This is a genomic window from Coprococcus sp. LG101-27 (genome assembly GCF_027695515.1).
Classification (GTDB): Bacteria; Bacillota; Clostridia; order Lachnospirales; family Lachnospiraceae; genus Allocoprococcus; species Allocoprococcus comes.
Window position 1 is genome coordinate 17,047 of sequence record NZ_JAQEUJ010000002.1, and the last position, 14,152, is coordinate 31,198.

11 protein-coding genes are annotated in these 14,152 nt (G+C 38.8%); all 11 read right to left on the bottom strand.

What is annotated here, in order from left to right; all coding sequences use genetic code 11:
- Positions 1–154: 154 nt before the first annotated feature.
- The 11 genes from PG766_RS02580 to PG766_RS02630 all read right to left on the bottom strand — a co-directional run bounded on the left by PG766_RS02580 (position 155) and on the right by PG766_RS02630 (position 14,125).
- A complete protein-coding gene (locus PG766_RS02580) occupies positions 155–2,122 on the bottom strand; it encodes an ATP-dependent DNA helicase (protein ID WP_270590364.1) in 1,968 nt (655 codons plus the stop codon).
- Positions 2,123–2,656: 534 nt separating this feature from the next.
- On the bottom strand, positions 2,657–3,091 hold the full coding sequence (locus PG766_RS02585) for a helix-turn-helix transcriptional regulator (RefSeq protein WP_007886453.1): 435 nt from the start codon (positions 3,089–3,091) through the stop codon (positions 2,657–2,659).
- A 327-nt stretch (positions 3,092–3,418) separates the two neighbouring features.
- Positions 3,419–4,045: a hypothetical protein gene (locus PG766_RS02590; protein ID WP_007884654.1), complete on the bottom strand. Its 627-nt coding sequence runs from the start codon at positions 4,043–4,045 to the stop codon at positions 3,419–3,421.
- A gap of 17 nt (positions 4,046–4,062) precedes the next feature.
- The gene (locus PG766_RS02595) at positions 4,063–4,923 is read right to left on the bottom strand and encodes a contact-dependent growth inhibition system immunity protein (RefSeq protein WP_007884653.1); all 861 of its coding nucleotides are present in this window, start codon (positions 4,921–4,923) and stop codon (positions 4,063–4,065) included.
- Between the two features lie 66 nt (positions 4,924–4,989).
- Complete coding sequence (locus tag PG766_RS02600) at positions 4,990–7,422, bottom strand: RHS repeat-associated core domain-containing protein (RefSeq protein WP_243000750.1); 2,433 nt, start codon at positions 7,420–7,422, stop codon at positions 4,990–4,992.
- A complete protein-coding gene (locus tag PG766_RS02605) occupies positions 7,419–7,961 on the bottom strand; it encodes a hypothetical protein (protein WP_270590366.1) in 543 nt (180 codons plus the stop codon). The genes PG766_RS02600 and PG766_RS02605 overlap by 4 nt, the downstream gene beginning before the upstream one ends.
- Positions 7,912–8,247 (bottom strand): hypothetical protein, encoded by a 336-nt coding sequence (locus tag PG766_RS02610; RefSeq protein WP_055158805.1) that lies wholly within the window; start codon positions 8,245–8,247, stop codon positions 7,912–7,914. Before PG766_RS02610 ends, PG766_RS02605 begins: the two co-directional genes overlap by 50 nt.
- Complete coding sequence (locus PG766_RS02615; protein WP_015513340.1) at positions 8,244–8,957, bottom strand: LytR/AlgR family response regulator transcription factor; 714 nt, start codon at positions 8,955–8,957, stop codon at positions 8,244–8,246. Before PG766_RS02615 ends, PG766_RS02610 begins: the two co-directional genes overlap by 4 nt.
- 403 nt (positions 8,958–9,360) lie before the next feature.
- Positions 9,361–9,921: a hypothetical protein gene (locus tag PG766_RS02620; protein ID WP_006426967.1), complete on the bottom strand. Its 561-nt coding sequence runs from the start codon at positions 9,919–9,921 to the stop codon at positions 9,361–9,363.
- Positions 9,922–10,001: 80 nt separating this feature from the next.
- A complete protein-coding gene (locus tag PG766_RS02625; RefSeq protein WP_007884642.1) occupies positions 10,002–12,263 on the bottom strand; it encodes a glycoside hydrolase domain-containing protein in 2,262 nt (753 codons plus the stop codon).
- A gap of 170 nt (positions 12,264–12,433) precedes the next feature.
- Positions 12,434–14,125 carry a lysozyme family protein gene (locus tag PG766_RS02630; RefSeq protein ID WP_006426969.1) on the bottom strand — a complete coding sequence of 564 codons (1,692 nt, stop codon included), beginning with the start codon at positions 14,123–14,125 and terminating at the stop codon, positions 12,434–12,436.
- Positions 14,126–14,152 lie beyond the last annotated feature (27 nt).

The window sequence follows — 14,152 nt, forward strand, 5'->3', positions numbered from 1 at the left end:
AGCTGCCTCCTTTCCTCTAACGCTATACACAGTATACCCACTTCATGCCGAAATAGCTATTCATCAATACCAACAATCCCACCGAAAACGCCCTTGAAATACCACCAAACTTTTCGTGCAAAATCTGCTTTTCCTGTAGCAGAACCACGAACGGCTACAGGTAGTATTCCACGCCTTTCCGGTTTCGGATAAAGTGCTGGACATCCTTGATATCTTTTGCCATCTTGCAGCTCGGAAGCGCACACATCACTTCCTCATGATACCTGCCGCCTTCTCCTGCACGCTCGTCTAAAATGGACACGACACAAGTATCTGTCTCGGTGCGAAGAGCCCGTCCGAATCCCTGTCTTAATTTTTTCTGCATGTCTGGAACAATCACTGCCTGAATATAATCTTTCAGGCTGGCATATTCCTTCTTCTGTGCTTCGCTGATGGGATCAGGAACAGCAAAGGGCAGTCTTACAATGATTAACGAGGATACCATATCTCCGGGGAAATCTACTCCTTCCCAGCAGGAGCCGGCTGCAAAAAGGACAGCATTGTCCATCTGTTTAAATCTTGTGATTTCTTCCGATGAATGTCTCCACACCTCTATCATCGGGAATGGAATTTCATCCCTTAACATCTGGTAAACGTTTCCCATCAAATGATAAGACGTGAACAGCACCAGCGTATGCCCGTAAGTCGAACAGATCAGTGAATGGATATGACCTGCTATCATCTCTGCCTCTTCCTGACTTCCTCTTCTGCATTTTTTGAAATTCTTTGGCAGATACAACAGACAGTTCTTCTGATATTCAAACGGGGAGTCTGCCACATATTCCCGGACTCTTCGTACTACCTGTAGTCCTGTCATCTTCCGAATATGGGAAAATCCCTGTCCGGTTTTTAAAGTTCCGCTTGTAAGAATCGCTCCCATTCCTCTGCTCCATAACATCTGGTCCAGATACTGTGGAATCCGTCTGCTGGATGCACACAATATAATCCTGTGATCATGGTCTTGCTTCAGATGCAGTACATACTTCTTATCCTGATGGAAAAAGCATTCCAACACACTTCTGGTTTCTTCCAGCTTATTTCTGATCCACTTCGGAATCTTCTTTTCTAATTTTTCTATGATCTTATTCATGGTCTGTATCCCCTCATATAAATACATTGCACACTCTTCTGTCATGTGGAATTCTTCTTTTATCCCATATCTGGTTCTGTGGTTTTCTCCTATGATATCCAGCACCATCCGAATCGTCCCTGACAGTTTCCTTATCTCCGGGCCTTGGTACTCTTTCCCAAGATAAAAGCAGACTTCCCGGATATCGTCATAGCACAGACTCTTGCCGAACATCTGCTTTGCCGCATCTGGCAGCTTATGTGCTTCATCGACAATCAATGCTCTGTAGTCTTTTAATAACGGACGGTAATCCTGCAGCCTGTGATAACCATCAGCCAGCAGATAATTGTGATTGCAAATCTGAATGAACATTTCATTATCTCTGGAACGCTCCAGATACTGCTGATACCTGCATGAGCCTCTTTTCGGGCAGTCTCCCGAACAGAACTTTGGTACATTCACCATTCTTCGGTCAAACCCACTTAAATTAGATACTTCGTCCATATCATAATGTTCTTTCAACGACAGCAGAGCTTCTTTCTGCAACGCATTTTTGTTTTTTTCTTCGATTGCAACGATTCGGTGCTCCAACCTCTCATCGCAGACAAAATGCTCTTTCCCTTTTCGTATCACAGCTTTAATAGGGGCCTGAATCGTCCCGTTCTCCTGAAGAATCCGGGAGAGAAAAGGGATATATTCTGTAAGAATTGCTTTCTGGAGTGCAATGCTGGAAGTGGATATCACGACCGGACGCTGCTCATAAGGGGAACATCCTTCTGCAAGGAGGGAATATTTTCTCATCAGAACACAGGCCACCAGATAGGCATACGTCTTGCCGATACCGACACCCGCGTCACACAGTGCTATGTTTCTTCCCAGCAGGTTATCCAGCATTTTGTGGCATAACATAATCTGTTCTTCCCTTACTGCCATTCCATGTTCCGGGAACAGCACTCGGAAAATAGTATCAATTTCTCGATGCGCTCTATTGAGATATTCTCTTGTGTAATACATAATTTGTTACCTGATATGCGTGCTGATATCACATCAATACGGCTGTAAAGGATTTCTCCCTACAGCCGTATGTATCTGATATCAACGACACATTCTTCCTTGATTTCTTATACTTTTGATTTTTGGCGTTGTATTTGTCCTCGACTCCCCCATTGCCTTACGGGAACATTACAGGCGGATGCTTGGCATTGCACCGCTCACGGATTTTCTAAAAGTCTTGCTGATTACAACCCAAAGTCCATCCTCTGCTCACTGGCAGTTCCTATGTATCATTATCCCCTCGTAAGTGATCCTCGCAAAAGACCGCCACGGTCCTGTTTCAGTTAAAGATGATTCGCTCGAAACGAAAACGCCACAAAAGAACTCTGCCTCTCACTTTCTGGTCTAATTTCTTCCATGCCCTTTTCATCTGTCCTCGCGTCTTCCTGCCACGCTTCTACTTACGGGAACGTACCTGTAATGCTGGTATGAGGTTGTCAAAGTACACTGGCAAAATTTACCTGCCTATTAAATAGCCGACGAAAAACGCCATAATTATTCAATTTTTGATAAATTTTTTAATTTTTTTCTCAAACGGTTTCTTTTGGTATAAATCGTCTGTTCTGCCATTCCCATAATCTTAGCAACTTCTCTTCCAGAATATCCCCATGTACTGAGTAAGAGGATTTCCAGTGTCTGATGCTCCGTTTCTTTCAATAGTTCATAGATTCGCTTATCACCTATGTGATCCAGAAGCTCCTTTACATCCCTTGCAAACAGCTCGCTGTCCTTTTCTTTTATGGAATCCATATCCTGCATCGTTTCATCCAGATGTTCCCGGTATCTGCGCTCTTCCAGAAAGTCTTCCCTGTCCATCTGGCGCAGCTTTTGGATCTTCTCTTCTTCCATTCCCAGTTCACGCAATTTCTTTTCTTCCTGTTCTTTCCAATAATTCCACTTTCGTTCTTCACTTGTCTTGTTATAAGCCATTTATCTTTCCTCCGATCTGATTTTTGATATAGAAATCAAATCGGAGCATGGCGGTGACCGGATAGGTACGTTATAATGTTCGAAAAATGTCGAAGAAAAAAATGCTGCAACCTCTTCGATTACAGCACTTTTTTCCATCTTACGTGAATATTTCTTGTTGGTTCATAGGAGATTCCTTCTTTTTCTCATAATGAATAAAAGACTCTTGTCATCCATTATTTATTATAATTTTTCTACTATTACAATAGCTTTTTTAACAAGTTTTCTTGTCTTGGAGTTTAAAAGAAAGCTACCAGTTTTTTTCCTCTGATAGCTTTCCATTCATTCTTATTCTGTTGGGAACATCGCTGCTTCCAACTTATTCATCTCTGTATCCAAAAGACCATATTTTCCTGAGTTATCTTTTTCCACGGATACGTTTACAGTAACAGCTTTTCCATATCTGTTCTTTTCAAGACTCTTCTGGACACTTTCTGTTAATACAGCTGCAAAGACTTCCGGATCATTTCCATCCAATCCCTGCTTTATTTTTTCATTGCTTACCTCTGTAGAGCTTTGTTGCAATGTCTGAAATACATTGGATGGTTCAACTTGTACACTTACTGTATAGACTCCATCCTCTTCTTTCACATCTTGTACTTTGTATTTTGCCAGTTTCTTTACTTCTGTCAGTTTTTCCGCATAATCAGCAATTCCTTTATCCGTAATGTTATCGGAATCATCAAATTGCTGTTGGATACTCTCATTAAAATCCTCTTCGATTTCTTTCTTGGCATCTTTTTCCGAGATTTCTAACAGATTCGCATAGTCCTTATATTCTCCATGATAGTGTGCATCAAGAGAACTTTGGACGTAGGATTTGGCATCAAAGTCTGGTTGTCTGGAGCAAGCTGATAACAATATACATACTATAATTCCTATACTTATGCACAAAACACAATTCTTCTTTTGCATATTCTCTCCTTCACGCTTTATTTATCTTCAATTTTTATCGAAAATAACATTTTTAAATACTGTTCTATTGACTCCTTTTGAACTTTTCTTTCAATATTATATGGAATGCACATAAAAAACTCCACATAACCATTATCAATAAAACTCAGCAATACTTCTCCATTTTCTGTTAAAAAATGTACATATTTTTTATTACATTTACTTTCAAATTTAATATTCGACATTTGCTTGTATATTTTTTTGTAATGATTTTTTATGCTTACTTCATCTGTACAATCAGTTCCATCACCTATCAAAAAAGAAATATACAACTTATCATAATCTTCATTTCTATATGTCATATAAGAATCTGTATGACCATCACCAATATTTTTATAATGCTCATTTGGAATCGAATAACTAATTATTTTCCCCTCTAATGTTTCAAATCTTTCTGTTTCATCAATTCTAATTTCACATGGTTCAAACATTTTTTTTATAAACAAGCCCAATTCATAATCCGACATTTCTATAAAATTAATATAATCTTTTTCTTCCGTTTTTCGCGAATATCCCCCTCTATTATTCCGTTCCCATCTTCTAATTTCTAATTCATCTCCATTTTGTTTCAAATCAATTCTTTGATAATTCTTGGAAAATGTTGGAAAACTTTTATATTTTGTTTGTTTCCAAAAATTGTTTAATTGAGATTCGTCTACTTTTGGGGAACTTTCTGCAATTTTTATTCCTTTTCTAATTGCACAGCCTATCTTATCTATTGTTTCTTCAGCCATAATTTCAATTGTAGGTTCGATAGAAATATAACATCCCATAAACCTTTCAATGGCATTAGGCACAATTAAGAAACCATATTTTTGATTATAATATACAGAAATCATATCCGTTTTCTCCTCTCTATTACTTAAGGGGAATAAAATATTCCCCTTAAGCTATTTACTTTGCTATTATTTTCCTACTGTAATAATGAGTTTAACACCTTTATCAATACCATGTTTTGTAGCATTATTAACTGCATTTATCTGAGCTTCGCTTAATGTTACATTTGGAACAACTACTTGTAATTGTCTACCCACTATTTCTTCCGCATTAACAAATTTACCATTAAATGTTTCTCCTATAAATCCTGAAACTTTATTAATGTCCTTGACAATTACCTTTTCCAATTTATTACCATTTTGATAAGTCTTTGCACCTAAGTCTCGGCTTTTAACACTAGTCACAACACCATTTTCTACTTTATCTATGGTCGGGAAATTGTGTCCCAAGTTATTTCCCATAGCTTTGTCAATAATATCTCCTCGCTCTAATGGTGGTTTTTCCCAAGTGCCTTCTGGCAATTTTGTTTCGGTTACTTCTGCAACTAATTTTTTAAACGATTTATCAATCCCATCATTATGGGTACTTCCTGCACTCCTTACTACATTCAAAAGTTTCCCAGCCCCATAACTAAGGCCACCCATAACGCCACCTGTCACTGCTCCTGCAATACCACCGACTAACGTATCTTTTGCTACTTGTTTCAGACTATTTCCAGACAAACCTGAATTCACTGCACTATATGAAGCTCCACCAATAGCTCCAATAACTGCTCCTGAAACCATCGCCGTTCCTAAGCCACCCATTGCTGGCAATGCTGCCAGAACTGCTCCTGCAGCCAAACCGCCTGTTGCAGCAACTACAAGACCAGAAACTGTAACCGCAGTTATACCAATGGCTACTTTTTTCACCGCATTCCAGTCTACTTTTCCAAGCTTATCTGTAATACGATTTGTTGTCGTACACATATGTCGTACCACTTCTGAGCGGATTTCTGCCGTTCTTTCTGAAACATAGGATTTGAAAGATGTATAAGTTTTTCCAATTTTCTGTACCCCATTGCTTACAGAACGAATAAACTGACTTCCTCTGGATGTGATCTTTTGATATGTACTGCTACTGGTTACACGATTTTTCACAGATTGATATGTCTGTTTTGCATGTTTAGCTGCATTTTTGGCAGTTTTTGCTACCCCCTTCACTGTGTTAACAATAGTTTTTGCTGCTTTCTTAGCTGTATTTACTACTGTTTTGACTACCTTTTTCGCAGTATTAACGATTTTCTTGCCGACACTCTTGACTGCTTTCGCTGCTTTTTTAGCTGTACTCTTAATCCTGCTCCACAATGAATGTCCTGTCGGATCACTGTAATTCAGCGGATTATTGGTCGTATAATCGTAGCGGTTTCTGGTCAATGGATTTTCTGTCGTTCCAAGGTCACTATCTTCAGTTGTAAAGGTTCCGTTCTCTGCGTTATAGTATCTTGCCCGCAGATACTGAAGTCCTGTTTTTACATTTGTGGACTCCCCATTGTAACCGTAGTAATTGACACCGTCTGCTGTTCCTGATGTAAGGTTACCGTATGAATCATACTGATAACTGTTCGTCAGATTAGCTGTTTCGGTCAGGATTCCGGTCACGCTGTTTCTTCCGTCATATAAATAATAACTGCTTTCTTCCGATTTATCAACGCTTACCCGTTCTCCGATTCCACTTTCTCCATAAGTATAAGCCTGACGTACTTTCTCGTCTGCTCCATACTCTGCAAGGACTTCTGTATTCTCGCGATTGATATCGTTGATATACTCTGTCAGTGTGTATCCTTTGGCATTGGAACCGCCTTTTACCAGAGAGGCAAGCTGCTCTTTCGGGCTGTTTCCATCTTCGGTACGCTGGTTCGCCGGGATCAGGACTTCATCGCCATAGCAGTCTTCCCATTTATAGGTGTTATCAAGTTCGAATACCCGGTTGTTATCTCCATCGTACATGGCTGCCATCAGGACTGTTCCACCCTGTTTTACTACTGCCAAACGATTCTCTGCTGTGTATTCATAAGTAACCGGATCTGCACTGTTTGTCTTATCACATTCCTGGATCAGATTGCCATCTTTATCATAGCTGTAGGTTGTTCCCGGATCGCCCCAGATCTTTGCATTGGTGCGTTTGATGAGCTGGTTGGAATCGTTGTACTTATAGTTATATTTTGCTTTGCTGACACCATCCTCGATCTTCTCGTAAGAGGTCCGGTTTCCAATCTTGTCATAAGTATAATTATGGACTGTCTTTTTACCGCCCTCTGCTTTTTCTGTACAGCGTGTCAGTTCCCAGTTGTCATCGTATTCATAGGTACGTGTCGTCTGGATCTCTTTTTCCTGATGCTCACAGTCTGCTTTGTCTGTCTCTTTCTGTGTATCGCCCCAGTTGTACCAGTCTTCCCAGCTTGGCGTCTTTCTTGTTCCAGCTTCCAGTTCCGTAGCTGTTTCTCCAACTACATATCCCTGATCATTGTACTTGTACTCATAAGTACTGATTACTTTGCCGCAGGAACCACAGGTATTCACAATCTTTGTGATATGATCTTCTGCATCGTAAGATACTTTCCTGTATTATCGTAGGTATAAGTCCAGGTTCTTCCACTGTCATCTGATTTTGATACCAGATTGTCTGCCACATCATAAGTATAAGTGGTAACTGCACCTAATTCATCTGTCTCTTTAGCGAGTCTTCCGCAGTTATCATATTCCTTGGAATGGCTGCTTCCATCTCCATAAGTAATCTTGGTTTCATTTCCTAATGCGTCATATTCATATTTGGTTATATTACCAACTGCATCTTTGGACTGAAGCACCTGTCCAAGAGAATCAAACTTGGATACGGTTGCATTTCCATTTCCATCGGTATATTTTTTCAGATTTCCTGCTTTGTCATATTCATAGAGCTTTGTTCCAAAATCTTTATTACTCTCTTCTATGACACGTCCCATGCTGTCATACTTATAAGTAATTGTATTTCCTTTTGCATCGGTTGCTTTGACCTGCTGATAATTCTTATCATAAACGTAGCTGATCTGATTTCCTTTCGGATCTGTACCACTGGTCATCACATAAAATTCCCATAATATATACCATAAGTGTATTCCAGACATGATGTTGCCAGTCTGCCTGATATGCCACTGTTATAATTAACAGAGCTATCAGCTCAAAGATCAGATCTCCGTACATCGTTCCCCACTGCATGCTTCCCCAGCATGAAAGCAGATATGCACAAAAATATGCAAATAGCTTTTGTGTATCCTCATTTTTTGGATACAGGATGGTATTGTAACGGAACACAGTATAAATCCAGAATAATTTACTTGTCAGATAAGTGATCAAATGGATATTCATAATCTTTTCTTCTCCGTTTGTAATAGTCTTTCCCTGACCTTCTTGCGATTTGCTTTACTGATACTGAGACGTGTCTTGTCTTTCATAACCACGTTGTCATATTCGTAATGCTCCACGTGTTCCATATTGATGAGATAGGACTTGTGAATCAGTAAGAAATATTCTTCTGTTACATCCGCTACATCCTTTAATTTTCCTCGATATTCATATTCTTTTTCCGATGTCACGATATGTACTCTTTTTCCCAGACTATAAAAATACAGGATCTTGTCATAAGAAATCTTGTGGATTCCTTTTGTATCCGTATATTCAAATATTTTCTTCCGTTCTTTTAACAGTTCCCGTAATTCACCTATCACCCGGAAAAGTTCTTCCTCTCGGATTGGCTTTACAAGAAAATCAAATGGATGAATACGGAATAATTTCATAGCATATTCCTGATATGTTGAAATATAGGTAATCCGCAGTTCTTTTCCATAATTTTTCTTTCGTATCTCCGTTCCGATATCAATTCCATTCTCATGTTCCAGACAAATATCAAGGAATAACATATCGTAGGATTCTTCTTCCAGCCTGTTAAGAAGCTGCTCCGCAGAATAGTATATTTCTATAGATATCTGACAGTCATTCGCTTTCCCATAATGGAGCAGCTTCTGTTCTAACCAATTACATAGGATGATGTCATCATCACAGATTGCAAGTTCTAGCATATTTTCTTACCCTCAGTCTTTCGTAACACGACAAATGGGGAAAAGAATCCCCTTCAATTCTTTTCCCGAATGGACATCACTAATTTTGTGTCATTTTTCCGATGCAACAGCACCACTTCCTTTGCTGTCTTATTTTGTCCTCTATATAATAAACACTTGAACAAGAAAAAACTGTCGCCATTTTATAATTTATTTATATTTTTTATGTTTTATTTATATTTTATCCAAATATTACAGCGATAACTAATAATGTCACCCCCTGCATTATTCTTTTTATTTTTAGCGTCATTTGATAAAACATCAACGTTTTTGATGGCAAAAAGGGAACCTGCAAAACCAGATTCCCTTTAAAATACATGCTCTTCTCTAAAAGGATGATAAATCCACCATCCTCTGCTTATTTTTAAAAACTTTTTCCTTTTTTACAATACTTATAAATATTAAATGGTTTTTCTTTTTTTTCAAATAAAATCCCTGTTGTTTTAATAATTTTTATAAGTTCATCCGACTCCATATCTGTCGTTTTAAATATAAATATTTTCTTTTCATTTGTTATGAAAAAAAAGAAGTTTTTATATAAGAACATTCTATCAATATTTTTAAATTCATAAATTTGATCTTCATCTATTTTAATTGCGTTTTCATCGATATCCACCGTTTCATATCCTGATCTACCCCAGACAAATTCATGAACATTTTTTTCAAAATTTTTACCAATCATTTGATACCAAATAATCCAAGCCACACAAGCCACACAAGTTCCAATCCCTATTCCAAACATCAAATAACTTTCCGACAGATAACAATTAATCGACAGTAAAAATTCTACAGGTGTAAAAATATAGATAATCATTCTACTTTTCTGTCTTGTTTTAAATAATTGATTAGGAATTATAAACCCAAGCGAAAGCATTCTTTCTAATTCTTCCCTATCCTCATCTGACACAATTGATTTAATATGCATTCTTCTTAATCCCCCTTTTGCCAGAGGTCCTCTTTATAAAATCGAACCTCTGGCCATTGTCTCTTTTATTCTTTTACAATTTACAGCGCTTGAATCAACAAACCAAAAACAGTACCTGCTCCAGCTGAAAATAAAGCAATAATTGACGGAATTGCATTTACAACTAATGCACCCGCAAGAACTAATATTACGGCTCCTGCCAGTATATTACTATGCTCTTTTGTGAATTCTACAACATTAAATTCAAGACCACTATTAGAATTTAATGTCATTGTAAAAATCAAAGCAACCGATATTGTCCACTCTTTTTCCTCTTCTGGCAGCAAATCTGATGTACTAAATACAATGGAAAACTCTACACTATTGGCAAAAACATTATTTATTTCAAAAGCAATATTACCAGATTTAACCGATAAAGCAATTTTTTCTATCGTATTTCCAAAGTTATCTGCTCCCTCTATACCTGTATCTGATAAATTTGATGAAATCTCCATAATTTGATTTTTGCAAGTTTGTGTCAATTCTCCATCATTTCCTATATCCACTTTTATATTATAAATTTTACCAGTTGAACTTTCAAGCGATGTGGATATTTTAGTAGAAATATCAATTGCTCCTTGAGGACTCATCATTGTTCCCAGTGAAATTTCCTTATCATACTCCACACCCACATCCATAATTTTATTCAGATAACCAAGCGGCTCCATTACATTATAGACATATTGATTTCGTGCTATTTTTACCTTTGCCCGAAGATTTTCTTGCGCTATTTCCTCATCTGTTTTTGTCGATACGGCATCGAACTTTTTAAATCCAGTATCTCTCCCTGAATATGCATCTTTATCCAGTGGGAACGAAGGTGATGAAGAAAATGAGTTCAACTCACAAAATTGATCAAATGCCCAGTTCTTCGGCATCGAATATCCCAAATTACAGCTAAATCCAGTTGACATATCTGCCACAAATGATTTACTTGCCAATCCTGCTTCATAAACTTTAGTACATACATATCTTGGTGCATAAATGCCGACTTTATAATTTTTATCATTTGTCGAACTGAAAAAGATCATGTGAATCTGTTCAAAATAAGGTATAATAAATGTATCAATCTGATATGAATAACAATCAAAATCCACTGCAAAGTATATAGTCGTTCCACTTGGTATACCGATTCTCTCGGCTGCTAAAATTGCTGTCTGTGCATCAACACTTCCCTGGGACGGATCCTTAAAATAGTTTAATTCATATCCTCCATCCTGATATATCGGGAATACCGATAATCCTGCATTTTCAATGTTTTTCACTTCTGTTGATGTCAAATATTTCGGTGTATGTTCTTTTCCAACAGAACCTGTCAGATAACGTCCTACATGAGTATACCCTGCATTTTTTATATCTAATGCCTGTTGTTTATTTAATACTGTTGCACAGTCACACGCTTTTGCTGCCCTGTTTGTATCGCCTTTACTCGTAAGCAATGATTTCATAGTAGAAACATTTACTTTTCCTTTTGTTACAAGTCCAATTCCTGTCAGACCATAAAACTCCTGAAATTCTGACACCTTTGACTCTGTAGTCGAATCAAACACGCCATCGAATCTTCCCGGATTATATCCGTTAAAATATAGTCCGTATTGAGCAATCTTATTAAATGGAACATATTTCGTCGAGTTCTGTCCGTTCTGTAATGTACCCGGAAACGCATTTGTTGTTGCATCGCCAAAATTAACTGAATTCAAATCTGTAATTAATTCAGTTGTAACTCCTTCAGCCGCCTGCAATGCACCAACTAAAGACAAAATTGTCTGTCTTGAGGCAATTCCATCACAAGGTCCAACACCAATAACATCTGACCAGTCACTATTTAATTGCTGTTGAATAAGAACAATATTGGAATCCCCACCAGAAACCTTTGTAAACCAGTTTAGGGATAACAATCCAGACCAAACTTTCCAATCAATTTTGCCCGTAACTTCCAGTCCTGCATTTTCCTGCATCTTTTTAACTGCATTTACTCCTGATGTATAATAAATTCCAGTAATTCCTCCAGCAGCATATCCTTTGCAAAACAGAGCACACTGAATCAAGCATACATTAACCTGCGGAGTATCATTCGGATCCATTTTTGTAATAATGGCTAACTTCTTCATGGTATTAATAGTAAGTGGTCCAACCGTTCCTGTAATCGTTGAGATTCCATTCTGAATCTGAAATGCACGAATGATTCCCTGCATCACGGCTGTTCCGGTCTTTCCATCTTCATCCAGTTTTACCCAATCCTTATGTCCACCAAACATCGCATTTAAATATTTTTGTGCTGCTTTTACATTCTGATCACTCATATTCACTACCTCCTAATTCAAGTCAATTATAAAGATTTCTAACTCTTTATATGTCTATCACTAAAAGTTACAATAACAATTTATCAATCAACTGTGACTATTTTGTGACTATTTTCCAAAGGATTCATTAACTCCCTTATAAAATCCTTAACAAATTATGAAAGAAACCATCAATTTATCACCCCATATCCCATTATAGAACTGTAATCTACTGCATAATTTCTCTGCCGTACCTGATCACTGGAATTTCCCTCAATCGTGTAAACTCTTCCACCTTCACACTTTTCTACTATTCCTACATGATCCGATGTTCCATCATGATCCCAGTCAAAAAAGATGATCATTCCAGCTGTCGGAGTTGTTCCGCCACTCTGCCACTTATTCTTTCCCTGAAACCAGGACACTCCATCACTGCACAATGAGAATTTAGGAACATTCCCACTTGCAATCAGACCGCTCTGATCCGCACACCAGCTTACAAAACAGGCACACCATTCTACCCGACTGTCAAATCCGTACCAGCTCCAGAACTTCTGACCGCCACTGTTTCCAAGCTGCCCCATTGCAACCGACACAATCTGCTGATTACCAAACAAACCAGCAAACAGGCTGCCACCGGAATAATACCGCATCACATGGGGAACGTATTGGGGATCTCCGTAACTGCTCCATCCATGCGAAGCTGCCTGTTCCTGTGAAAACTGCAATGCATTGGCTTCTGTATAACCGCCTCTTTGCAATGCCCATCCTATGTAGCCATTTCCATAGTTATATCCCTGCCATGCAAGTTTCAGCTTGTCCAGATCCTGTGGACTGCTGCATCCTGCCTGTCTGATACAGTCTGCAAAGGTCTGTACTCCAACCTCTATCGAATAATCCGGATCAGTAATAGAACCAGGAGTGTGTGGGAATCTTGTATTATATGGACTTTCCGAACACTGCATCGGGTCTGTTCCCCTGCCTCCAGATTCCTGCATCATGATGGCCTGTATCGCAGACACATATTCCGGAATGCCGTATTGGGATGCATACTGCTGTATCACAGAAGTATACGCAAGCACTTCTTCACTTAGGGATTCGGAGCTTTCCGAATTACTGCTGAAAGCTGCTCCTGCAATGATTCCCACAATCAGAATAAATACCAGAAGAAATGCACTACCTCCGGCAGCAATCCATTTTCCCATTTTTTCAAGAGCTACTACCCCTTTTTGAATCGCTGCTGTAATTCCCTGTACGGATAACTTTGAACCCTTTCCAGTTACCTGAAGGACTGCTTTTCCACTTTCTGCCGATGCCTGTGCTGACTTTCTTGCCATCTGGGCTGCTCTTGCTTTCTGCATCGCCTGAAGACTTTTTTCCATCTGCTGTTTCTGCATGGATGCCTGTGTCTTTATTTTTTCTTGAGACAGACCGGATACTTTTACCACTCTCGGTGCTGCTTTCACCTGCCGTTTACCATTCTCCTTGGCAAGTGCTGCCTGCTCCGGTTTCAACTTGATTAATTTCTTTCCGCTTTCTGCCCCCTGCTCCATTGCTTCTTCGGCAGCTTTCGCTTCTTCCTGTCTGCTTTTTCTTTCCTTTATCTTCCTGTAGGTCACTCCAGCAAGTTTTTTTCCACCTTGATATGTGGTTTTCCCTATACTTTTTCCTGCCACACTCGCCGCTCTGTACTGTACGGATTCTATTTTTTCAGTTCCATACTGTGTTGGGGATTCTGACTGCCCACTGCTTTTTTCATGTAGTTCCCTTGGCTTTTCTTTTGCTTCCAGAACCGCTGAGCGAACCAGTTCTTTCGGAAGTCGGGCAGCCGGATTTCGAATCTTCGGATTCTTATCCCTTACCCGTTCCTTGATATCTTTCATCCGGTCACCCTCTTTCCGTATCTCTTA

Bases quoted from the DNA above. Each gene is read 5' to 3' on its own strand.
- PG766_RS02580 (WP_270590364.1), bottom strand. From the start codon at position 2,122: ATGTATTACACAAGAGAATATCTCAATAGAGCGCATCGAGAAATTGAT.
- PG766_RS02585 (WP_007886453.1), bottom strand. From the start codon at position 3,091: ATGGCTTATAACAAGACAAGTGAAGAACGAAAGTGGAATTATTGGAAA.
- PG766_RS02590 (WP_007884654.1), bottom strand. From the start codon at position 4,045: ATGCAAAAGAAGAATTGTGTTTTGTGCATAAGTATAGGAATTATAGTA.
- PG766_RS02595 (WP_007884653.1), bottom strand. From the start codon at position 4,923: ATGATTTCTGTATATTATAATCAAAAATATGGTTTCTTAATTGTGCCT.
- PG766_RS02605 (WP_270590366.1), bottom strand. From the start codon at position 7,961: ATGACCAGTGGTACAGATCCGAAAGGAAATCAGATCAGCTACGTTTAT.
- PG766_RS02610 (WP_055158805.1), bottom strand. From the start codon at position 8,247: ATGAATATCCATTTGATCACTTATCTGACAAGTAAATTATTCTGGATT.
- PG766_RS02615 (WP_015513340.1), bottom strand. From the start codon at position 8,957: ATGCTAGAACTTGCAATCTGTGATGATGACATCATCCTATGTAATTGG.
- PG766_RS02620 (WP_006426967.1), bottom strand. From the start codon at position 9,921: ATGCATATTAAATCAATTGTGTCAGATGAGGATAGGGAAGAATTAGAA.
- PG766_RS02625 (WP_007884642.1), bottom strand. From the start codon at position 12,263: ATGAGTGATCAGAATGTAAAAGCAGCACAAAAATATTTAAATGCGATG.
- PG766_RS02630 (WP_006426969.1), bottom strand. From the start codon at position 14,125: ATGAAAGATATCAAGGAACGGGTAAGGGATAAGAATCCGAAGATTCGA.